Origin of the sequence: Paraburkholderia sp. A3BS-1L (assembly GCF_051125215.1) — a bacterium.
Classification (GTDB): Bacteria; Pseudomonadota; Gammaproteobacteria; order Burkholderiales; family Burkholderiaceae; genus Paraburkholderia.
The window spans coordinates 383,048-403,292 of record NZ_CP120443.1 but is presented as its reverse complement, the minus strand read 5'-3'; the positions used below and the strand labels follow the sequence as shown (position 1 = coordinate 403,292).

General features: G+C 64.9%; 18 protein-coding genes and 1 tRNA gene. 7 read left to right on the top strand and 12 right to left on the bottom strand.

Annotated elements, in window-relative coordinates:
• Positions 1 to 17 precede the first annotated feature (17 nt).
• Positions 18 to 563, top strand: coding sequence for a hypothetical protein (locus tag P5W99_RS17040; protein WP_421026370.1), 546 nt, complete (start codon positions 18 to 20; stop codon positions 561 to 563).
• Between the two features lie 95 nt (positions 564 to 658).
• Here P5W99_RS17040 and P5W99_RS17035 read toward each other — a convergent pair whose 3' ends face one another.
• Positions 659 to 3,037 (bottom strand): GNAT family N-acetyltransferase, encoded by a 2,379-nt coding sequence (locus P5W99_RS17035; RefSeq protein WP_421026369.1) that lies wholly within the window; start codon positions 3,035 to 3,037, stop codon positions 659 to 661.
• Between the two features lie 199 nt (positions 3,038 to 3,236).
• Between P5W99_RS17035 and P5W99_RS17030 the strand changes: the two genes are divergently transcribed.
• Positions 3,237 to 4,460, top strand: coding sequence for a GGDEF domain-containing protein (locus P5W99_RS17030; protein WP_421026368.1), 1,224 nt, complete (start codon positions 3,237 to 3,239; stop codon positions 4,458 to 4,460).
• Positions 4,461 to 4,541: 81 nt separating this feature from the next.
• Here the strand turns inward: P5W99_RS17030 and P5W99_RS17025 are convergent, their stop codons facing one another.
• The 3 genes from P5W99_RS17025 to P5W99_RS17015 all read right to left on the bottom strand — a co-directional run bounded on the left by P5W99_RS17025 (position 4,542) and on the right by P5W99_RS17015 (position 7,173).
• Positions 4,542 to 6,143: a peptide chain release factor 3 gene (locus P5W99_RS17025; protein WP_421026367.1), complete on the bottom strand. Its 1,602-nt coding sequence runs from the start codon at positions 6,141 to 6,143 to the stop codon at positions 4,542 to 4,544.
• A 361-nt stretch (positions 6,144 to 6,504) separates the two neighbouring features.
• Positions 6,505 to 6,801 carry an H-NS family nucleoid-associated regulatory protein gene (locus P5W99_RS17020; protein ID WP_421026366.1) on the bottom strand — a complete coding sequence of 99 codons (297 nt, stop codon included), beginning with the start codon at positions 6,799 to 6,801 and terminating at the stop codon, positions 6,505 to 6,507.
• Positions 6,802 to 6,945: 144 nt separating this feature from the next.
• Positions 6,946 to 7,173: a hypothetical protein gene (locus P5W99_RS17015; RefSeq protein WP_421026365.1), complete on the bottom strand. Its 228-nt coding sequence runs from the start codon at positions 7,171 to 7,173 to the stop codon at positions 6,946 to 6,948.
• A 439-nt stretch (positions 7,174 to 7,612) separates the two neighbouring features.
• Between P5W99_RS17015 and P5W99_RS17010 the strand changes: the two genes are divergently transcribed.
• Positions 7,613 to 8,800 (top strand): helix-turn-helix transcriptional regulator, encoded by a 1,188-nt coding sequence (locus tag P5W99_RS17010; RefSeq protein WP_434663947.1) that lies wholly within the window; start codon positions 7,613 to 7,615, stop codon positions 8,798 to 8,800.
• A 60-nt stretch (positions 8,801 to 8,860) separates the two neighbouring features.
• On the opposite strand, the gene P5W99_RS17005 is transcribed toward P5W99_RS17010, so the two are convergent.
• Positions 8,861 to 9,139, bottom strand: coding sequence for a hypothetical protein (locus tag P5W99_RS17005; RefSeq protein ID WP_421026363.1), 279 nt, complete (start codon positions 9,137 to 9,139; stop codon positions 8,861 to 8,863).
• 97 nt (positions 9,140 to 9,236) lie between these two features.
• Complete coding sequence (locus P5W99_RS17000) at positions 9,237 to 9,845, bottom strand: BON domain-containing protein (protein WP_421026362.1); 609 nt, start codon at positions 9,843 to 9,845, stop codon at positions 9,237 to 9,239.
• Positions 9,846 to 10,035: 190 nt separating this feature from the next.
• Between P5W99_RS17000 and P5W99_RS16995 the strand changes: the two genes are divergently transcribed.
• Complete coding sequence (locus P5W99_RS16995) at positions 10,036 to 11,436, top strand: GntP family permease (RefSeq protein ID WP_421026361.1); 1,401 nt, start codon at positions 10,036 to 10,038, stop codon at positions 11,434 to 11,436.
• Between the two features lie 13 nt (positions 11,437 to 11,449).
• On the opposite strand, the gene P5W99_RS16990 is transcribed toward P5W99_RS16995, so the two are convergent.
• Positions 11,450 to 12,217, bottom strand: coding sequence for a YoaK family protein (locus P5W99_RS16990; protein ID WP_421026360.1), 768 nt, complete (start codon positions 12,215 to 12,217; stop codon positions 11,450 to 11,452).
• Positions 12,218 to 12,262: 45 nt separating this feature from the next.
• On the bottom strand, positions 12,263 to 13,132 hold the full coding sequence (locus P5W99_RS16985) for a spermidine synthase (RefSeq protein WP_434663944.1): 870 nt from the start codon (positions 13,130 to 13,132) through the stop codon (positions 12,263 to 12,265).
• 265 nt (positions 13,133 to 13,397) lie between these two features.
• Between P5W99_RS16985 and P5W99_RS16980 the strand changes: the two genes are divergently transcribed.
• Positions 13,398 to 13,610, top strand: a complete 213-nt coding sequence (locus P5W99_RS16980) for a hypothetical protein (RefSeq protein ID WP_421027052.1) — start codon at positions 13,398 to 13,400, stop codon at positions 13,608 to 13,610.
• A gap of 63 nt (positions 13,611 to 13,673) precedes the next feature.
• On the opposite strand, the gene P5W99_RS16975 is transcribed toward P5W99_RS16980, so the two are convergent.
• Entirely contained in the window at positions 13,674 to 13,829 is a 156-nt protein-coding gene (locus P5W99_RS16975; RefSeq protein ID WP_421026358.1) for a hypothetical protein, read from the bottom strand.
• Between the two features lie 207 nt (positions 13,830 to 14,036).
• On the opposite strand from P5W99_RS16975, the gene P5W99_RS16970 reads away from it, so the two are divergent.
• On the top strand, positions 14,037 to 15,278 hold the full coding sequence (locus P5W99_RS16970; RefSeq protein WP_421026357.1) for a cystathionine gamma-synthase family protein: 1,242 nt from the start codon (positions 14,037 to 14,039) through the stop codon (positions 15,276 to 15,278).
• Positions 15,279 to 15,401: 123 nt separating this feature from the next.
• On the opposite strand, the gene P5W99_RS16965 is transcribed toward P5W99_RS16970, so the two are convergent.
• Together P5W99_RS16965 and P5W99_RS16960 are read right to left on the bottom strand one after the other, a co-directional pair.
• Positions 15,402 to 16,958 carry an amino acid permease gene (locus P5W99_RS16965; RefSeq protein WP_434663940.1) on the bottom strand — a complete coding sequence of 519 codons (1,557 nt, stop codon included), beginning with the start codon at positions 16,956 to 16,958 and terminating at the stop codon, positions 15,402 to 15,404.
• Between the two features lie 198 nt (positions 16,959 to 17,156).
• Positions 17,157 to 18,872, bottom strand: coding sequence for a dihydroxyacetone kinase family protein (locus tag P5W99_RS16960; RefSeq protein ID WP_421026355.1), 1,716 nt, complete (start codon positions 18,870 to 18,872; stop codon positions 17,157 to 17,159).
• 232 nt (positions 18,873 to 19,104) lie between these two features.
• On the opposite strand from P5W99_RS16960, the gene P5W99_RS16955 reads away from it, so the two are divergent.
• Positions 19,105 to 19,181 (top strand) — tRNA-Val (locus P5W99_RS16955).
• Between the two features lie 119 nt (positions 19,182 to 19,300).
• Here the strand turns inward: P5W99_RS16955 and P5W99_RS16950 are convergent.
• On the bottom strand, positions 19,301 to 20,200 hold the full coding sequence (locus P5W99_RS16950) for a glutamate/aspartate ABC transporter substrate-binding protein (RefSeq protein WP_434663937.1): 900 nt from the start codon (positions 20,198 to 20,200) through the stop codon (positions 19,301 to 19,303).
• Positions 20,201 to 20,245: the final 45 nt, after the last annotated feature.

Here is a 20,245-nt window from a genome sequence, read left to right as displayed (position 1 = left end):
ACGCGCATGCACACCTCATGGCGAAACTTCTGACCGATCAAGAATTCCAGCGTTTTTCCGAGCTTCAGCAGAAACAGGCCAGCTTCACGATTTCGAGCGACGAAGCCGACGAATTGCGCGATATCGTCGCGCGCGCACAGCAAAAGCGCGACGACCGCGCGAACGCGATGAAGACCGTCGAAACCGCGATCGCGCAGTTCGAGATCACGCCCGACGAGCTGTTCTCGGCCGAGCAGATCGCCGAAGCCGCACGCAACTTCGGTCTGATCCCGGCCACGCGCAAGGAGCGCGTGCTGCCGCCCGCGCTGACCTTCAACGGCAAGACGCATCAGTGGACCACGCGCGCGCTGCCCGAGGAAATCCGCACGCCGCTGTTCGAGGCGTTCCAGGGCGGCCAGTCGGTCAAGGCCTTCATCGCCACTCCGAAGGACGCCGCGCGCTGTGCCGCGACCATTGCGCGTCTGGAAAAGGAAACCGGCGCGCAATACGCGGCGGGCTGGCTCGAAGAGCTCTCGGTCACGCGCGCGCAAGTGGACGACGCACTCGCGAAAATCGCCGCCTGAGTTTGGCCGCAACCTGACGGCGGCCCGGCGGCTGCGCGGCCTGCTCACGCCGCGCAGTCCCTCATCGCCGGGGCACGCCGCCAGGGCGCACCACATCAATCCAGCGGCATCCTGAACCCCACTACCCCCGGGTCCTCCGTGGGCGTCACCGTAAAGCCGCACGCGCGCGCGAGCCCGATCATCGGCGCATTCTCGCGCAGCGCCTCGCCCAGCAGCCAGTGCGTGCCGCGCGAGCGCACGTAGGCGATCATGCGCGTGAGTAGCAGGCGGCCCAGGCCGCCCCGCTTCAGATTGGACTGGACGGCCACGGCAAACTCGGCGGTCTCGTTGTCGGGGTCGGCCACCGCCCGCGCCACGCCGAGCGTGCGCGGCTTGCCGTCCTCGCCCTCGACGGTCGCGATCAGCGCCATCTCGCGGTCGTAGTCAATCTGCGTCATGCGCGCGAGCTGCGTGTGATCGAAGCTGCGCACCGCCGAAAAAAAGCGCAGGCGCAAGTCGTCGGGCGTCATTGTGTCGATGAAGGCGCGATGCATCTCCTCGTCCTCGGGCCGGATCGGCCGGATCGTCAGGCGCTCGCCGTGCCAGTCGAGCGTCTCTTCGAGCCGGCGCGGATACGGCATGATCGCGAAGCGGCTGCGCTTTTCCGCGAGTGTGAGCCGCGGCGCGACCAGCATCACCGCATGCGGCAGCACGCGCAGCGTCAACTGCATCGCAACGATCTCACGCACCTCGCACACCACCTGCGAAAGCCCGGTCAGCGCTTCGAGCGTCGGCTCGGGCGCGGCACGGCGCGCATAGGGCGACTGCTCGACGATGTCGCGCGAAAGCACGGGATTCAGCGGCGGCAGGCTGTAGACGCGCAGCGGCGGCGAGAAGCCGTCGGGCGACGGCGCCTCGAAATGGAACACCGGGCCGAAGTTCTCGTCGTCGCGAAACTCCACGCTCACGTCGACGACAGCCTCGGCCGACGACTGCTCCGCGCTGTCCAGCGTCCGCAGCCCGAACGCACCCAGCAACTGCGCCGCCTGCGCGCCTTCGAGCGTGGTGCGCCCCGCCGCCAGCGCCGCGCGCGCCACGCCCTGCGCGGCCTCGATGGCCGCCGCGCCTTGCGCGGGCATGCTCTCGGGCGTCTGCATCAGGAGCTCGCGCCCGAGCCGGTAATCGACGAGACGCGCGAACGCCCGCGCCAACCGGCGCGGCGTGGTATGCACGGGAATGCCGTGCGCATGCAGCGCGTCGCGCGTTGTGTCGTCCACGCCGCCGAAGAAGCACGCGAGCATGCCGCGATATGCAAAGCGCTGGTTTTCGATGAGCGTGCGCGCGACCTCGGCCACGGGCGCGCTGTGCGTGGGCGCATGCACGACGAACGCGGTACCGGTCGAGCGCTGCGAAGCGAGCGCTTGCAGCGCGAGGCCGAAGTGCTCCGGTTTGGCCGTGTCGCCGAGCACGAGCGGATTGCCGGCCTGGGTGCGCGGCAGCGCCGCTTCCAGCGCCGTCTCGAGCGCGGCGCGCGCTTCGTCGTTCCAGCGCGCGAGCGTGTCGCCGGCCTTCATGAACGCGTCGCGCGCGAGCGTGGCCACGCCGCGATCGCTCGTGATGAGCGTGGCCGTGTCGCTCGCGGCCACGCGGCCCACGCCCAGGGTTTCGATTTCGTCGAGCAGGTCGTCGAGCGTATCCACGCGCACGATGCCCGCGCGCCGGAACGCCGCCGTGTAGAGCGCGTCGCCGGGATCGTCGCGGCCGCTGCGCAGCGCGAGCACCGGCTTGTTGCGCGCCGCCGCGCGGGCCGCCGACATGAACTTGCGCGCCGCGCCGATGCTGTCCACTTCGAGCAGGATTGCGCGCGTGGACGGATCGCTCGCGAGATAGTCGAGCACGTCGCCGACATCGACATCGGCTTCGTCGCCGAGCGCCACTACGTGCGAGAAGCCGAGCCCGCGCGGGCCGGCCCAGCGCAGCACGGCATTGGTGAGCGCGTTGGACTGCGAGACCCATGCCACGCCGCCGGTGCGCGCAACCGTGGCGGCCGCGCCGAGCTGCGCATTGAGCGCCGGCGTGAGCGCGCCGAGCGTGCCGGGCCCGAGAATGCGCAGCAGATGCGGGCGCGCCGCCGCGAGCGCGTGGCGCAGGTCGGCGCGGTCTTCCTCGGTGCGCACTTCGCCCACGATGATGGCCGCGCGCGTGCCCATGCCGCCGAGGCGATGCACGAGCGCCGGCCACGTGGCGGGCCGCGTGCAGATGAGCGCGACGGTGGGCGCTTCGGGCAAGTCGCCGGCATCGGCCAGCACGGGCTTGCCGTCGAAGCTGGCCAGCTCGCCCGCGTGGCGCGGATTGACGGGCCACAGCGGGCCGGCGAAGCCGCCTTCGATGAGACGCTGCCACACCATCTGGCCGATGCTGCCCGGTCGCTGCGAAGCGCCGATCACCGCTACCGATTTCGGCTGGAATATCGCATCGAGATTGCGTACGGTCACTGCTCCTCCTCGCTGTGCGCTCGCTATCCGCTCAGGATAGGCGAACTGCTCCCGCGCTGCGCGCATTTCGCCACCTGAACGGGCCGCCAAAGCACGCCTTCGCGAGACGCTTTCAGCGTAGAATGCGCGACGCCGCCGCAATTTTCCGGCGCAGCACCCGAGGGCCCGTTCGCGCCAACAACAAGCTCTAACGCCCGCGATGCAAGTCGATCTTCTCACCCTTTATTCCCTCGCAATCGGAACGCTTTTCGCCAGCGCCGGCATGACGCTCTGGGAGCACCGCGCGCATCCGGAGCGCAGCAGGGAACTGAAAATCCTTGCCGGCGGCTATGCCACGCTCGGCGTCGGCGTCGCGCTCGCCATCTGGCGGCACGCCTTGCCTGGCGCGTGGGGCGGCGCCATCAGCAATCTGGTCATCGTGACCGGCTATCTGCAGATCGCGCATGGGCTCGCCGTCATGAGCGGGCGGCAATACCGCACGGCCTCCGCAGTCATCCTCGCCCTGCTCGCGCTCGCGTGGACCATTGCGGGCGCACGCGGCCAGGACGCCATGTGGCTCTACTACAGCGCGATTCCGATTTCCCTGGCCTGCGCCATGGCGACGCGCGAACTGCTGCGCAACGACGGCCTCGAATGGGCGCAGGCGCGCCGCATCGCCGTGATCGTGACGGGCGTTCACGCGGTGCTCTACGCGTTTCGCGCGTGCGTGCTGCCGTGGCTCGCGGCGCGCTACGGGCAAGACCTGCTGCCGCTCTTCAGCAAGATCACGATGTACGAAGGTGTGCTGTACTCGGTCGTGCTGCCGATGACGCTGCTGCGCCTCGTGCGCGACGAAACACACAGCCGGCTCGTGCAGGAATCCCGGACGGACTATCTGACCCGGCTCGGCAACCGCCGCTGGTTCTTCGAGGAAGGCACGCGCGTGCTGAGCCGCGCGGGGACGCGCGAACGCGTGGCGCTGCTGGCATTCGACCTCGACCGCTTCAAGGCGATCAACGACCGCTACGGCCACCAGGCCGGCGACGCCGTGCTGAAGACCTTCGCCGACGTCGCGCGCGCCGAGATAGGGCCGGACGCGGTGCTCGCGCGCATCGGCGGCGAGGAGTTCGCGGCCTTGCTCGCGGGCCGCGACAGCGAGCGGGCCGGGATGATCGGCGAGCGCATCGCGCAGCGTTTCGCGCAAACGGCTGCGCACGCCGATGACGGCAGAAGCGTGCGCGCGACGGTCAGCATCGGGCTCGCGCTGAGCGACGCGCAACAAGGCATGCGATCGGACACGCAAGCGGGCATGCAAGCGCACAACGCGCCGGCCGCGCTCGCCAGCCTGCTATCGGCCGCCGACGCGGCGCTCTATGGCGCGAAGGCGCTCGGCGGCAACCGGCTGGAGATGGCGCAGCGCGCCGAGCGTTCCTACAACGCTTGAAGTGCGGCCCGCAAAAAATTCGGGCCGCACGAAGCGGCCCGCTCGGGATGCATCCATGGCCGCGGAAGGCCACGGCAAGACTTACATGTTCTTGCGGAACGGCGCGCCCGAATGCTCGCGCAACTCGTTGAACACGATCTTCGGCCACGCCTTTTGCGCGACTTCGATTTCGGAGACGTGCGAGGCGAGATACGTGGGCGCGTTCGATGCGTCGTAGGCCATGCGCGCCTCGTACGAATCGGTGAAGCGGCGCAGCTCGTTGGCGTCGTCGCAGGTGACCCAGCGCGAGAGGCGATAGCGCGCGGGCATGATGCGCACGTCCACCTTGTATTCCGCCGACAGGCGATGCGAGACCACTTCGAACTGCAACTGGCCCACCGCGCCCAGGATCGTCGCGCCGCCGTGCAGCGGACGGAACACCTGGATCGCGCCCTCTTCGCCGAGCTGCTTGAGCGCTTCGCCCAGTTGCTTCGCGCGCATCGGGTCGACCACTTCGATGGTCTGGAAGATTTCCGGCGCGAAGAACGGCAGCCCCGTGAACTGCAGGTCTTCGCCTTCGGTGAGCGTGTCGCCGAGGCTCAGCGTGCCGTGATTAGGAATGCCGATGATGTCGCCAGGGTACGCCTCGGCCACGGTCTCCCGGCGCTGCGAGAGAAAGCTCACCACGTTGTTCGCGCGAAAGGTCTTGTTGTTGCGCGTGACCTTCAGCTGCATGCCGCGCTCGAAACGGCCCGAGCACACGCGGATGAACGCCACGCGGTCGCGGTGCGCGAGGTCCATGTTGGCCTGCACCTTGAACACCACGCCCGTGAACTTGGGCTCCTCGGGCGAGACCGGACGCTGCACGGCCATGCGCGGCGAGGGCGGCGGCGCGAGGTCGACGAGCGCGTCGAGAATTTCCTTCACGCCGAAGTTGTTGATCGCCGAACCGAACAGCACCGGCGACTGCTCGCCCGCGAGGAAGGCGTCGCGATCGAACGTGGGCGTCGCGCCCGTGATCAGCTCGACTTCTTCCTTGGTGCGCTTCCAGTGGTAGCCGAAGCGCGCTTCGCCTTCTTCGTCGCTGATGTGCTGCAGCGTCTCCACCGCGCCGCCCAGCGATTGCTCGCCGGCGCGGAACACGCGCACCTGGTCGCGCTGAATGTCGTAGACGCCCTGAAATTCCTTGCCCATGCCGATGGGCCAGGTGAACGGCACCGCGGCCACGCCGAGGTGCTGCTCGATTTCGTCGAGCAGGTCGAGCGGCTCGCGCACTTCGCGGTCGAGCTTGTTGATGAACGTGAGAATCGGCGTCTTGCGGCTGCGGCAGACTTCGAGCAGCTTGAGCGTTTGCGCTTCCACGCCGTTCGCGCCGTCGATCACCATCACGGCCGCGTCCACCGCCGTGAGCACGCGGTAGGTGTCTTCCGAGAAGTCCTCGTGGCCCGGCGTGTCGAGCAGGTTGATGACGGCGTCGCCGTACTCGAACTGCATGACCGAGCTCGCGACCGAAATGCCGCGCTGCTTTTCGATCTCCATCCAGTCGGACGTCGCGAACCGGCCGCTCTTCTTGCCCTTCACGGTACCGGCAATCTGGATCGCGCCCGAAAATAGCAGCAGCTTTTCGGTGAGCGTGGTCTTGCCCGCGTCCGGGTGAGAAATGACCGCGAACGTGCGGCGGCGTCTGAGTTCGGCTACTGACATGGATGGAGGGGTATCGCTGATGAAATCGGGCAACCAGCCGCGCGGCGGGAGTTGCGTATGTGGCCAACCGGTGTGCGCGGCGGAAGGCGCCGGGGACGAATGATACACGGCATTACCGCGCACGACTAAGGTTAACGGCGGCACGCGGCGAGATCGCCACGCGCGCGAACGGGAAACGCCCGCCGGAGCGCGGCCAGCGGCGCGCCTGAGGTGAGATTTTACGGGGGTGGCGGGATGTGCCTTGGGGGATGGCGCCGCGCGAGCGCACGGTAGATCGGCCATGCGCCGCGCAAAGGTGAGGTTTTACGGGAGCAGGCTCGAAGCCCGCCCGCAGCCCCCTTGAACGCCGCTCGAACCCTGTTTACTCGCTGATCAGAAAGCGGTCGCGATTCTTCACGCCCGCCAGCCAGCCGGGCGCGCGGCCACGGCCGCTCCAGGTCTCGCCGGTTTTCGGGTTCTTGTAGCGCGCGGGCAGCGGCTTCTTGCGCGCGCTCGCGGGACGCGAGCTGGAGAAACCGAGTTCTTCCGCTGTAATGTCGTACTCCGCGATCTTTGCCTTGATTTCGGCAATCGCTTGCTCAACTTCCTTTTCGCGCGCCGCCGCGACTTCCTTGTGCAGCTTTTCGAGTTGGGCAGTCAGTTGCTTGTAGCTCGCCATGAACATTGATCTCCAGTTCAGTCACACAAGCGTATTGTGACCGTTCCGACGTCAAAGAGTGCCGAATTACGGGCTTTTTTCGTCGGCGCGAGCCAATTTATTGCGATTCTTTACACACGCTCCGCACTCCGGCGACGTATCGGCCTAACGAACCGTTTCGTGTGACGAACTCTCTTTTACGCGCATCTCCAACTCGCCCAGCGCCTGCGCGAGGCGCTTCACACGCTGCATCTGCGACGGCACCAGCGCCGCGTTCGACACCGATTCGATGCGGTTGCGCCAATAGGAAAGCGGAATACGATCGTGGCCTGAAAGCCGAGCAATGACCTGCTCGAGATGCTCGATGTCCCTTTCAAGTTGATGATGATTCATTGTTCCCCCCGGAATACTGTCTTCTGGCAGACACTTGCCATGGCGTCTGCATACACAATGTCCATAACGAAAGGCACATGATCCGCTGCATTACATCAATACCGCCGGGTTATTCGCCAGTCGTCCCATTCACTTTGCTGCCTTTATTACTCCTTTTTGCTGTCGCATTTCTGTCGCCGCTTTTTCACGGCGTGGAGATTTCAGCGCGACTTGCCATCAGAGGATAAGATCGGCAGGACGGCCCATCGGTTGGCTAGCGCACGGAAAACAACGCTCGCCTCGTCCACATTGACGACTATTAGCCATCGAACGAAACATCGAACGAACCGAAGATTAACGGCGGCAATTGCGCCTGTATATTCCACATCTGTGCAGGAACTATGCGCGCCGCATTTTTCGCGGCAACGAGCCGTCCCGGATTTTTGATAACGAGAACGGTGTGAATCCGAGCGATTTTCAGCACGACAGCCTGCTGCACGCGATTTACGCAACAATCGAGCACCCTTCTGAATGGCAGGATTTTTGCGCGCAATTCAGGAAATCGATTGGCGTGGCCTCGGTTCATCTTTGCGTATTCGATCGTCAGCGCGAATTCTTTTCATGGGCCGACGGTTTCAGCGTGCAGGAAACGGAGCCGCTGGAACTCATCCGCCCGCTTTATCGCGACGATGCCCGACTCGAATGGCTGCGCGCGTTCCCTCCTGGAAAATGGCTGCACTACGGTGCGGATTCAAACAGCGGCGACGGCCACCCGGTTTTCGAGCCGGACCTGTGCGCAGTCGGCGGAGGCTTCGTGTCCATTTGCAAACTGATCGACAACGGCACGCTCACGGCCATGATCGCTTGCCGGAGCGGACAGGACGTCGCGCTGCCGGCGCACGTGCGCGCGCCGCTCGAGCGGCTGGCGCCCCATCTGGTACGCGCGCTGCGCCTGGGCGTGCGCCGCCTGCCGCCCGACGCCGACGCGCTCACCGGTCACGTACGGCCGCCCGCGATGCTCGTGAATGCGAACGGCGAAATCCTGCACAGCAACGAAGCGGCGCAACGGCTGCTGCGCGCCACCTCGCTCGTGCGCATACGTGGCAAGCGGCTGGTGTTCGCCGCGCCGTATCAGGCGCGCTTTCTGGAGGATATGGCGATCAGCGAGGCGCGGCTGAAAAGCCGCGTGAGCGGCGCGCGGGCCGCCGCGGCCCGCTTTCGCACGTTGCGCATCGTAGGCGCGGCCGAAGCCGCTGACGGCGAGCGCAGCCGCGCCGCGCCGCTGCCGGGCGGCCCGGAAGTGCTCTATGCGTTCTACAACGTGGTCACGGCGGGCGAGATGCCCGGGATACGCGCGATGGCGGCCCTCACGTTCTACCATCCGCGCTCGGCGCCGGCGGTGGACGAGCAGGTGCTGGCCTCGGCCTTCGAGCTCTCGCCCGCCGAGTGCCGGATCGTGCATCTGCTGGTGGACGGGCTCACGCCGAAGGAAATTGCCGCCCAGGTGAGCGTTCAATACGACACGGTGCGCAAGCAACTACAGTCGATCTTCCTGAAGACCGCCACGCGGCGCCAGCCCGACCTGCTGCGCCTGCTGATGAACCTGCCCGCGCGCAGCCGCAGCACAGGCGCGGCCGGCAGCGCTTGAGGGCTGCCGAGGATTCTTGAAACCGCCGCAAAAACGGCGCACAAGGCGGGCGAGTGTCCGTTACTTCGCCTGGCAAGCGAATACGAGGGTGTACGTGTCGCCGCTTCTGGACGTGTCGACAGTGTCGTAGCTGGCGCCCCCGCAGCGCTGGCGCGCCTGCTGGCTGCACGAATCGTGGTCGCCAGCGGCGGCGCACTGCACCGGAATCGTCGGGCGGCCATCCGAAAGGAACAGCGGCGGACCGCTGCTGCAAGCCGACAGCGCCGCGAGCAACGCACAGACACCCGCCGTGGACGACAGCCTGCAAAAGCGGGACAACAACGAACCGGAACGAATCATGGGGTACCCCGAAGGCCTTCTAGTTTTTCGACGTTGCGATTGTGCCATGCCGGACGGCGCGTGAGCGGCGTGAACCGCGTGCCGGCCGGTCGCACGGTCAACGGGCCGGCGGCAAGGTCTTGTAGGGCAGCCGCGCATGCGGATCGGCGCGCAGGCGCACGAACACCTGTTCGACGTCGGGAATCGCCGCGAGGCCGCGCTCCAGCGCCGCCCGATCGAAGGCCGCCGGAGCGCAGCCCTCGGCGTAGACGAAGCGCCGCTGTACCGTGATCCACACGCTCGTGCCATTGAGCGACGCGGCGTCCCCGAACTTCTCGCGAATCGCCGTGGCGATATCGGCATCGTAGAGATAGGCGTTCGGCTTCGTGCACTTGTGCGCGAGCCAGCAGGTGGTGCCGCGCTCCACGCGGTAGTGAGCGTCGTCGTCGGCTTCGGCCTTCGTCATGCGCGGGCCGAGCGGCTGCGGGCACGCGCCCGGCGCACTTGAGAGCGCGAAGAACGGATCGTTGTACCAGTTCCGGATTTCGCCGGGATCGACGGTCAACGCGCTCGCTCCGCTTGCCGGTGCCCCGCCCGATGCCGCGCCGGGCGCCGCAACTGCCGGCGCAACGATCTGCGCGATAACCACGGCGAACGCGGCCGCCCATGCGCTCCGTTGCGCGTGACGGCGTGGCCACCCTTCCAGGCTTGCCTCGATTTCCCGCATCTTCACCTCCTTCCGGGCCTCGCGCGCGATGAACCCCCGCTCGCGTCAAACCTGGAGCGCGCAGTCTGCCAAGCCATAACGGGGTGTTTCGGTACAATCGCTGCGCCGCACCATGCACCCGCCCACGCAATAAAAACGCAGTAAAACACGGACTGCGATCGACCGCGAAGCATGGATCACAGGAGACGTCATGTCGTTCGTTATCGTTCTAGCCGCCCTCGCCTTTCTCATGCTCGCCGCCTACCGTGGCTACAGCGTCATCCTCTTCGCACCGGTGGCCGCCCTCGGCGCCGTTTTGCTCACCGATCCCGCCGCCGTCGCCCCCGTGTTCTCGGGCATCTTCATGGAGAAGATGGTGGGCTTCGTGAAGCTCTACTTCCCCGTATTCCTGCTGGGCGCGGTGTTCGGCAAGGTGATCGAGCTTTCAGGCTACTCCGAGGCGATCGTTCACGCAGCCATTCGCTACATCGGCCGCTCGCGCGCGAACGCCGTGATCGTGGCCGTGTGCGCGCTGCTCACCTACGGCGGCGTGTCGCTCTTCGTGGTGGTGTTCGCGGTCTACCCGTTCGCCGCCGAGCTCTATCGCCAAAGCGACATTCCCAAGCGCCTCATGCCAGGCGCCATCGCGCTGGGTGCGTTCTCGTTCACGATGGACTCGCTGCCCGGCACGCCGCAGATCCAGAACATCATCCCCACCACGTTCTTCAAGACCACGGCGTGGGCCGCGCCGGCGCTCGGCATCATCGGCTCGCTGTTCATCATCGTGGTCGGCCTCGCGTATCTCGAGTGGCGCCGCCGCAGCGCGGTGGCAAAGGGCGAAGGCTACGGCACGTCGCTCGTGAACGAGCCCGACCGCGTGCAAACCGATCATCTGCCCAACCCGCTGCTCGCCATCACGCCGCTCGTGCTCGTGGGCGTGTCGAACTTCTTCCTGACGCGCTGGATTCCGGGCTGGTACGGCGACACCTACACGATCACGTCCGACATGCTGCCCGGCATTCACGCGCCCGTGACCACGACGGTCAAGCAACTGGTCGGCATCTGGTCGGTCGAGGGCGCGCTGCTGCTCGGCATTGCGTTCGTTGTCGTCACAGCGTTCTCGCGCGTGAAGGAACGTTTCGCTACCGGCACGAAGGCCGCGGTCGCGGGCGCGCTGCTCGCCTCGCTCAATACGGCTTCGGAGTACGGCTTCGGCGGCGTGATCGCGGCGCTGCCCGGCTTCCTCGTGGTGAGCGACGCGCTCAAGAGCATTCCGAATCCGCTCGTGAACGCGGCCGTCTCGGTAAGCTCGCTGGCCGGCATTACCGGCTCGGCTTCGGGCGGCATGAGCATCGCGCTCGCCGCGATGTCCGATCTCTTCATCAAGGGCGCGCAGGCCGCGAATATTCCGCTCGACGTGCTGCATCGCGTGGTGGCGATGGCCAGCGGCGGCATGGATACGCTGCCGCACAATGGCGCGGTCATCACGCTGCTCGCGGTGACGGGGCTCACGCACCGCGAATCGTATCGCGACATTTTCGCGGTCACGGTCATCAAGACAATGGCCGTGTTTTTCGTGATCGCGGTTTATTACGCGACGGGGCTGGTCTGATAGCGATGCCAGGCTACTGCCTCCGATCGAGCCGATAGAACCAGGTCAGCACATCGTCGACAAGGGGCACGACCGTGAGTGCGACGAGCGCGCCGGCGAGCGGAACGGTCGATACGTAGCCCACATGCTTGAAGCCGATGGCGCCGGTCAGGCCGCCCACGAAGAACGACGCGAGCATCGTGCCGTGAATCCGCAGCTTCGTGCGATTGGCGATGACCGCATGGGCATCCGCAGCGGCCGTCGACCGGTTCCAGTAAAAGAGCTTGCCCAGTTCGATGCCCAGGTCGGTCACGATGCCGGTCATGTGCGTCGTGCGAATCTCGGCGCCCGACAACTTCGTGATCATCGCATTCTGCAGCCCCATGATGAAGCACAGCAGAATGACCGTGACAGGAACAAAAAAAGCTTCCCATAGCGCGAGGTGACTGCCGAGCAAGCCGAACAGGAGGAGCAGCGCGGCTTCGACCAGTAGCGGAAGGACATACTGGCTTTGCAGACTGCGCCGCCGCCCCCAGTTGACGAGCACCGCCGAACACGCTGCCCCGAGAAGAAACGACGCCAGTGAGCCGATACCGGCGAGCACGAGCCGGATGTCTCCGAGCGCCGCCTGGTCCGCGATTGCCGATACGATGCCGCTCATGTGCGACGTGTATTGCTTGACCGCGAGGAACCCGCCGGCGTTGGTTGCGCCGGCAACAAAAGCCAGCGAAAAACCGAGTTGCCGGTTCGCGTCCGCACTGCGGTGTTTTCCCGTCAGGCTTCGAAAGTACTGCGCAGGCATCGAATCTTCACTCAATCATTGGGAACGGCGGCAGGAACAGGTTCATCAGCCTTCGAACACCGATCGCGAGACGCCAGGACTGTGGTCGAATTCCCAACGCGCGTGACCCTGCGGTTGCCAGATCAATTGCCCGGAATCCAGGTCTTCCCCGCCTTTCAGGCGCCGGGCAACTGAGGACAGTTTCAGGTCATCCGCCCACGCGTACGAGATGGCGCGATCCAGCAGGACGCGCGCGGACGGTAAGCGATATCGGCTCTTCCACGCAAAAACAACAAAATTGCTGTCGTCCGCGCATCGGACCACCGCATACGAGGAACCGAACACGGCCTTCATCAGATCGACGCAGATGGCCAGCGCCGGCTCGTCATCGGTAAAGTTGACGACGAGGACACCCGTATCCGCCAGCCGTCCGCGACACGCGCAGAAGAACGCGATATCCGCGCACTGGCTCGAAATGCCCCCCGCCACGTAGGCGTCAACCAGAATGACGTCCTTCGCAACGCCCCCATTCCTGACGTAGTCCGCACCATCGGCGCAAACCACCCTGAAGCGCGCATCGTCCGCCGGAATCCTGAAGACGTCGCGCAGCGATATGACTTCGGGGTTGATCTCGACCACGGTGATATCGACGGCAGGCAAGTGCCGATAGCAATACTTCGCCAACGATCCCCCACCCAGCCCGATCATGCAGATGCGCTGAGGGTCGGGCTTTAGCAGCAGGAATCCCATCATCGTGCGCGTATAGCCGAGCGCGAGCCGGTCCGGCGCACGAAGCGACATGCAACTCTGGGTGGCAAGGTAATCGAAGTGCAACGATATCGCGTGCTGCGTTTCCAGCACAAACGGCCGCCTGTCGCTCAACGGCGTCGAACGGAATTCGAGGAATGCATCACTTGATGTCTGGTCGCCGTCCATTCTCGATCTACCCTGGTAGTCAAACATGCGCATGAAACTGCCGGCATCCGTCCGGGTGCCCGGTGGCGCTCGTCTCATTATAATGTAACGCACATTTCATTATCCGTGGATTATAATCGCATGGCTGCCGCCTTTCATCGAGCCCCGAGCGGGTTGATCCGGCACCATCCGCGATTCGACATGGCACGACGCTTCGAAGGCGACATCGCTTGCGCTGCTGCCCCGGCACTCTCCGACCTTTGGAAAAACAATGAGCGACTGCGATATGCCCGATTCCCAGCCCGTTTGCGTATCCGCGTCCGCGGCATGGGCGCTGGAGCGACTCTCTGAAGTTCGCTATGGAAGAGACGCGCCAGCGCTCGGCTGGTCGGTCTCGCGGGAACTGATCAGCGCCGGCTTCATCACCTTCCCGTCGGGTGGGCGCTCCGGTGTTTCGATTACAGCGGCAGGCCGGGCTTACCTGAAAAGTCAGAAATGATTCCTGATGCCGTTTTCAGGGCGCGGAGGGGATAGCGGAAAGATCCGGGCTTGACGTCCTGAATCAGCGCGCGAGCGCCTCTTCCCGCTCAATCACGCGCAGCGCGTCTTCGAGACGTTTTACACGGCGCAGGCGGTCGTCGATGCAGGCGGATGCGCTCACTTGCCGGATTCGCCCGAGCCACCATTCGAGCGGCAATGCCCGCGTTACCGGCTGCAAGCGGAGCACCGCCTCCAGGTGCCGTAATTCGGCTTCGACAAAGGCTTTACCTTATTCCGGCCGCCTGCGGAGCACACCGCTTGACGAAGCCGCCGTCGTGAGAGAATCAATCATTTTTCAGATCGATCGCGCTGCCGGCGATGTCGCGCGCCATGGGCGACCTGAAATAATCCATCGGAAGTAATCGACTCGAAAGGCGGACAAGGCATGAGCAAGCAAGGCTTCACCACGGGCATCGTTCACGGCGACAGAATCGGCGGCACCGAGCATGGCGGCGTGCGGCAGCCGATTCATACGTCCGTGCAATACGGTTTCGAGCGCGTCGAGGACCTGATCGGCGTGTTCCAGGGCACGAAAAAGGGCGGCTTCAACTACGCGCGCCAGGGCACCCCCACGACGGCAGCGCTCGAACGCAAGATCACGAATCTGGAAGAAGGCGCGGGCACGATCTGCTTCAGCACCGGCATGGCGGCGATCACGGCCACGTTTCTCACGCTCCTGCGCGCGGGCGATCATCTGATCTCCAGCCGTTACGTGTTCGGCAACACCAACAGCCTGTTCGGCACCTTGCGCACGCTCGGCGTCGAAGTCACGACCGTCGACGCCTGCGACGCGCAAAACGTCCGCGACGCGATCCGCCCCAATACGCGCATGGTGTTCGTCGAAACCATCGCAAATCCGGGCACGCAGATTCCCGACCTCGAGGGCATCGGCGATGCGTGCCGCGAACACGGCCTCGCATATGTCGTCGACAACACGATCACCTCGCCGGCCCTGTTCAAGCCGAAAGCGGTGGGCGCGAGCCTCGTCATCAATTCGCTGACGAAGACGATCGCGGGCCACGGCGCGGCGCTCGGCGGTGCGGTGACCGACACGGGCCTGTTCGACTGGAGCGCGTATCCGAACATCGCCGACGATTATCGGCGTTCGCCCGCGAAGGAGCAGGGGCTGTTGCAGATTCGCAAGAAGGGCCTGCGCGACATGGGCGCGGCGTTGTCGTCCGAGCAGGCGCATTCGATCGCGATGGGCGCGGAAACGCTCGCGCTGCGCGTGAAACAGAGCAGCGACAACGCGCTCGCGCTCGCGCAGTTCCTGGAAGGGCACAAGGCCATCGGCAAGGTGTTTTATCCGGGCCTGAAGAGCCACCCGCAATACGAGATCGCGCAAAAGCTGTTCAAGGGCGCGTCGTGGCTGCTGTCGTTCGAATTGCTGAACGCGGAGCGCATGATCGACGTGGTCAATGCGCTCCAGTTGCCGATCAAGGCAACCGGACTCGCCGACACGCGCACGCTGATCATTCCCGTTGCGCCGACGATCTTCTTCGAAGCGGGTGCGGAAACACGCAAGGCAATGGGCATTTCCGACGGCATGCTGCGGCTTTCGGCCGGCATCGAGGACATCGATGATCTGATCGCGGACTTTGAGCAGGCGTTGAAGCTCGCGGCGTAACGCCGGCGTGTCTGTCAAAGCAAGGTCAGATTACCCGGCGGATTGAATCTATCGATATGCCGGAATGGCGCAACCAGAGCGTATGCGCAGGCAAAAAAACGGAGGGTTTCCCCTCCGTTTTTTTTAAGCTTCATGGCCCGCTCTGACCACGTCTTCATCGCTCGCCTGCGCAAGCGCACGCGCTTGCCCGACATAAGGCTCGATATCCATGTTGTCATAGCCAATGAAATGGCTCTTCTTCACGATCCGATAACCAAGCCACATCAACCCAAACAGCGGAATCCCGATATACGTGGCCAGCACGCTCACCCAATCGATTTTATTGGCCATGAACGCCTGGTAGTCCTGCCCTAGCATGACGACCAGACAAACCGCGAATGCGAATATCGGCCCGATGGGAAACCACTTCGACCGGTACGGCAGTTGATCGAGCGAAAAGCCTTGCGCGACGAACCCCTTGCGGAATCGATAATGGCTGATGGCAATGCCCAGCCATGCGATGAAGCCCGTCATGCCCGAGGTGTTGAGCAGCCACATGTAGACCGTTTTGTCGCCGTACATCGATGAAAGAAAGCACAGCGCCCCCACGGCCGTGGTGGCATATAGCGCATTCCTCGGCACGCCGCTCGCTGAAAGCTTCGCGAACAGCCCGGGCGCGCGGCCTTCGACAGCGAGGTTATAGAGCATGCGCGTGGACGCATACATGCCCGAATTGCCCGCCGACAGCACGGCGGTCAGGATGACCGCATTCATGACGCCCGCCGAAACCGCGAGGCCCGCGCGGCGAAACACGAGCGTGAACGGGCTCACGCCAATATCGGTCACATCGGATTTCAGGAGATTCGGGTCAGTATGCGGAATCAGCAAGCCGATCACGAAAATGGCGAGCACGTAAAACAACAGAATGCGCCAGAACACCTGGCGCACCGCGCGCGGGATATTCTTGCCCGGGTTCTCCGATTCGCCCGCCGCCACGCCAATCAATTCGGTGCCCTGAAAGGAGAAGCCCGCGATCATGGTGACGCCCAGCAAGGCCGGCAGGCCGCCCGTGAACGGTCCGCCATCGAGCGTGAAGTTGCCCCACCAGACATGGTCCGCGCCGCCCTTCAGGATGCCGATGATCATCAGCAGTCCAATGCCGATGAAGGCGATCACCGTGATCACCTTGATCAGCGAGAACCAGTATTCGGCCTCGCCGAAGCCCCGCACCGAAAGCGCGTTGAGCAGGAACATCACGCAGAGGAACGCGGCGCTCCACCAGACGCCTGGCACGTGGGGAAACCAGTAGCCCATCACCAGTTGCGACGCAACCAGTTCGACGGCAATGGTCACGGCCCAGTTGTACCAATAGTTCCAGCCCAGTGCGAAGCCGAAACCCTCGTCGACGAACTTCGCGCCGTAGGTCGCGAACGAACCCGAGACCGGCATGAACGCGGCCATTTCGCCGAGGCTCGTCATCAGGAAATAGACCATCAGGCCGATCACCAGATACGCGGCCATGGCGCCGCCGGGTCCGGCCTGGGAAATGGAGGCGCCTGAAGCGACGAACAGACCGGTGCCGATCGATCCACCGATCGCGATCATGGTCAGGTGGCGGGCTTTGAGACTGCGGTGCAGGGAGGGGGTGGAGTCCCCAGAGCTGGAAAGACGCTCTGAAGCGCGATGCAGATCCGAATCCATAAAAATTCTGACTTCTTCTTAACGACGGTTGGGTAATTTGACCGCGATTCTATAGCAGTCGCCGCCCGGAGCGGCGCAAACACTCCGGACACCGAATCTGCATGGCATTTTCGCGAGCCATTTCCCGGGGAGAGGCGCGCGAAATATTCGGCCCTGCCCCAAAGGCTTCAACGCGATCCGTGCAAGCCCCTCAAACCTTCACGCTTTCCCGCCTATGTGCGGGCGCAACGCCGCCAGCCAGCACACCACCGCCACCGCGCCGGCATCGGGCGAGCCGATCGCCCGCTCGCCCAGATAGCTCGCGCGGCCCACGCGCGGGTGCATATGCGCCGTGGCCTGCGCGCCGTGCTCGGCGGCAGCCACCGCGGCCGCCCAGGCGCGCTGCGACGTCTGACCCTGCTTAAGCGCCTCTTCGAACGCCTCCAGGGCCGGAATCAGCGCGTCGAGCATCGTACGGTCGCCGGCCTTCGCGCCGCCTAGTTCGCTGATTGCCGCGATCGCGCCGCGAAACGCCTGCGCCCACTCGTGCGGCGTGGGCTCCGGCGTATCGGCGAGATGACGCGACGCGCGCAGCAGCGCCGTCGAGTAGAACGGCCCCGAACTGCCCGCAATCGCCCGGCGCATGCTCGCGCCAAGCGACGCCAGCGCCTGCGGCGCGGTGCCGAGCGCGTGGGCCGGCGTGGCGGCCACCGCGTCGGCGGCGCGCCGCATGCTCGCGCCCAGATCGCCGTCGCCCGCGAGCGCGTCGAGCTCGGTCAGGCGCGCCTCGTTCTCGGTCAGCGCCAGCGCGACCGCGTCGAGCGCCGCCTTGAGCCGCGCCGCCCACGCCGCGCGCGAAGCGTCGAGCGGCAGTGCTATGGATTCCTCATGGTTGACGCCCGAGGTGTCGAGGCGGATGGTCGGGTTCACACAGCCCTTGCCGGGCCAGGCATGCGCATCGGTGTGCGCATCGAGCAAGGCGAGCCTGCTGTCGTCCACGCGCAGCAGCGAGATCGAGCAGCCCGGCATGTTCAGGGCCGAGAGAAAGGTGCCGGCCCACGCGCGCTCCACGCGCACTTCGCGGCAGCGCAGGTCCGCCACGGCCGCGCGCAGCACGATGTCGAGTTCCATCCGCGGCGTGGCCCCCAGGCCGTTGACGAGCAGCACCACGCGTTCGCCGCGCGTGATGGCGAGATCGTCGAGAATATTGACGAGCAGCGCCTCGGTGAGGGCGTCGGCCGGCAGCGGCACGCTGCGCTCCACGCCTTTTTCGCCATGAATGCCCAAACCGATTTCGATTTCGTCGTCGCCGAGGCTGAAGCTGGACGCCTCCGCGCCCGGCAGCGTGCAGCCGTCCAACGCTACGCCCATGGTGCCCAGATTGGCGGCCGCGTCGCGCGCGATCGCCGCCACCACTTCGAGCGGCGCGCCACGCGCGGCCGCCGCGCCCGCGATCTTGTGGATCAGTACGGTGCCGGCAATGCCGCGTCGCTGATGACGCTCGGCGTGGCCGCGCAGCGCGACGTCGTCGGCGACCGTCACCACTTCCACGGGGATGCCCTCGGCGCGCGCGAGCTCGGCGGCAAGACCGAAATTGAGCCGGTCGCCGGTGTAGTTCTTGACGATGAGCAGCGCCCCCCGCGCGCCCGCCGTCGCGCGGATCGCCGCGAGCACTGCGTCGGTGGGCGGCGAGGTGAACACTTCGCCGCATACGGCCGCGCTCAGCATACCCGCGCCCACATAGCCGCCGTGCGCGGGCTCGTGGCCGCTGCCGCCGCCCGAGATCAGCGCGACCGGGCGTGCATGGGATTCGGGAATGTCGCGGCGAATGAGCACGTTCTCCTCGCCGAGGATAACGACATTCGGTGCCTGCAGCGCGATGCCTTCGAGCATTTCGCGCACGACGTCGGAAGGGTGATTGACGAGTTTCTTCATGACGCCCCTGATGAATGCGGTTGAACATTCCGGTCGGCAGGCGCTCCTGTGCCAGGCGCTCCTGTGCCAGGCATTCCTGCGGCAGGCGCCTGTGGCATTCCCGCTGGCGAGCCCACCTTGGCGCTGTTCAGTGTACGCCGCTCGTCATTACGGTGTCCGCAAGCCGTTTTCAACAATTTGCGAAAAGCGCTTGCAAGCCTGCGGGAGTGTCTCTATAATTCGCGCTCTCAACAGGCTCGTAGCTCAGTTGGTTAGAGCACCACCTTGACATGGTGGGGGTCGTTGGTTCGAATCCAATCGAGCCTACCAACGAATATGCAGTACATGATGTGAAGTAATGCAGCGCCTTCGGTTTGGCCGCATGCAATGACAATGACGCACTCCTTCGCGGGACTGCGTCATTTTCTTTTGTGGTTTTTATTTGCGCATCAATCGAGCGCCTTGTCGTTCGGATGCGCGAACAGATCCTTCATCTGCTGCGAAAGCGGATACTCGAGGTTCATGCCGTTGGGCGGAACCGGCTGCGTGAACCACTTCGCGTAGAGCTTCGCCATGTCTCCCGAGGTCTGCATTTTCGCGACCGTGTCGTCCACCAGCGCCTTGAATTGCGGATCGTCGCGGCGGAACATGCACGCATAGTTCTCCGAAACGGGCGGCGTGCCCACAACCACGTAATCGCCCGGGTTCTTCGCCTTCGCGCGCTCGCCATAGAGCAGCGGCTCGTCCATCACGAACGCCACCGCGCGCCCCGTCGTCACGTTGAGGAACGATTCGGCGTGGTCCTTCGCGCTGATGATCGTCATGTTCATGTGCTTTTCTTCGTTCATCTTGCGCAGCAGGCGCTCGTCAGAGGTGCCCGCCGTGGTCGCTACCGTCTTGCCCGCCAGATCGGGGAAGTCCTTCACGCCCGAATCCTTGCGCGTGATGAAGCGAATGCCGTAAAGAAAAATGCTGTTGGAAAACGCGGCCTGATTCTGGCGCTCGAACGTATTCGTAGTCGAGCCGCATTCGATGTCGATGGTGCCGTTCTGCACGAGCGGGATGCGGTTTTGCGAGGTGATCGGAATCGTCTTCACTCGCAGGTTCGGCATATTGATCTTTTGCTTGATCGCATCGACGATCTTCAGCGCGATTTCCTGCGAATAGCCAATCACGTTCTGGTTCTGGTCATAGTACGAGAACGGAATCGACGACTCACGCGTGCCGAGCGTGATCACGCCGCTGTCGCGCACCTTCTTGAGCGTGCCCGCGAGTTCATCGGCGTGGGCCACGCCCGCGAGCGTCGTGAATGCCAGCGTCATCGATGCGATCAGTTTGATTTTGTTCATCGTGCTCGTCTCCCAACTCGTCAAAGTGAAGATGTGGCCTCGCAG

Excerpts from the sequence above, each read along its gene's own strand:
- P5W99_RS16960 (WP_421026355.1), bottom strand. The coding sequence starts at position 18,872 with ATGAAGAAACTCGTCAATCACCCTTCCGACGTCGTGCGCGAAATGCTC.
- P5W99_RS16950 (WP_434663937.1), bottom strand. The coding sequence starts at position 20,200 with ATGAACAAAATCAAACTGATCGCATCGATGACGCTGGCATTCACGACG.
- P5W99_RS17025 (WP_421026367.1), bottom strand. The coding sequence starts at position 6,143 with ATGTCAGTAGCCGAACTCAGACGCCGCCGCACGTTCGCGGTCATTTCT.
- P5W99_RS16995 (WP_421026361.1), top strand. The coding sequence starts at position 10,036 with ATGTCGTTCGTTATCGTTCTAGCCGCCCTCGCCTTTCTCATGCTCGCC.
- P5W99_RS17030 (WP_421026368.1), top strand. The coding sequence starts at position 3,237 with ATGCAAGTCGATCTTCTCACCCTTTATTCCCTCGCAATCGGAACGCTT.
- P5W99_RS17005 (WP_421026363.1), bottom strand. The coding sequence starts at position 9,139 with ATGATTCGTTCCGGTTCGTTGTTGTCCCGCTTTTGCAGGCTGTCGTCC.
- P5W99_RS17040 (WP_421026370.1), top strand. The coding sequence starts at position 18 with ATGGCGAAACTTCTGACCGATCAAGAATTCCAGCGTTTTTCCGAGCTT.
- P5W99_RS17015 (WP_421026365.1), bottom strand. The coding sequence starts at position 7,173 with ATGAATCATCATCAACTTGAAAGGGACATCGAGCATCTCGAGCAGGTC.
- P5W99_RS16990 (WP_421026360.1), bottom strand. The coding sequence starts at position 12,217 with ATGCCTGCGCAGTACTTTCGAAGCCTGACGGGAAAACACCGCAGTGCG.
- P5W99_RS16985 (WP_434663944.1), bottom strand. The coding sequence starts at position 13,132 with ATGGACGGCGACCAGACATCAAGTGATGCATTCCTCGAATTCCGTTCG.
- P5W99_RS16970 (WP_421026357.1), top strand. The coding sequence starts at position 14,037 with ATGAGCAAGCAAGGCTTCACCACGGGCATCGTTCACGGCGACAGAATC.
- P5W99_RS17000 (WP_421026362.1), bottom strand. The coding sequence starts at position 9,845 with ATGCGGGAAATCGAGGCAAGCCTGGAAGGGTGGCCACGCCGTCACGCG.
- P5W99_RS17020 (WP_421026366.1), bottom strand. The coding sequence starts at position 6,801 with ATGGCGAGCTACAAGCAACTGACTGCCCAACTCGAAAAGCTGCACAAG.
- P5W99_RS16980 (WP_421027052.1), top strand. The coding sequence starts at position 13,398 with ATGCCCGATTCCCAGCCCGTTTGCGTATCCGCGTCCGCGGCATGGGCG.
- P5W99_RS16965 (WP_434663940.1), bottom strand. The coding sequence starts at position 16,958 with ATGGATTCGGATCTGCATCGCGCTTCAGAGCGTCTTTCCAGCTCTGGG.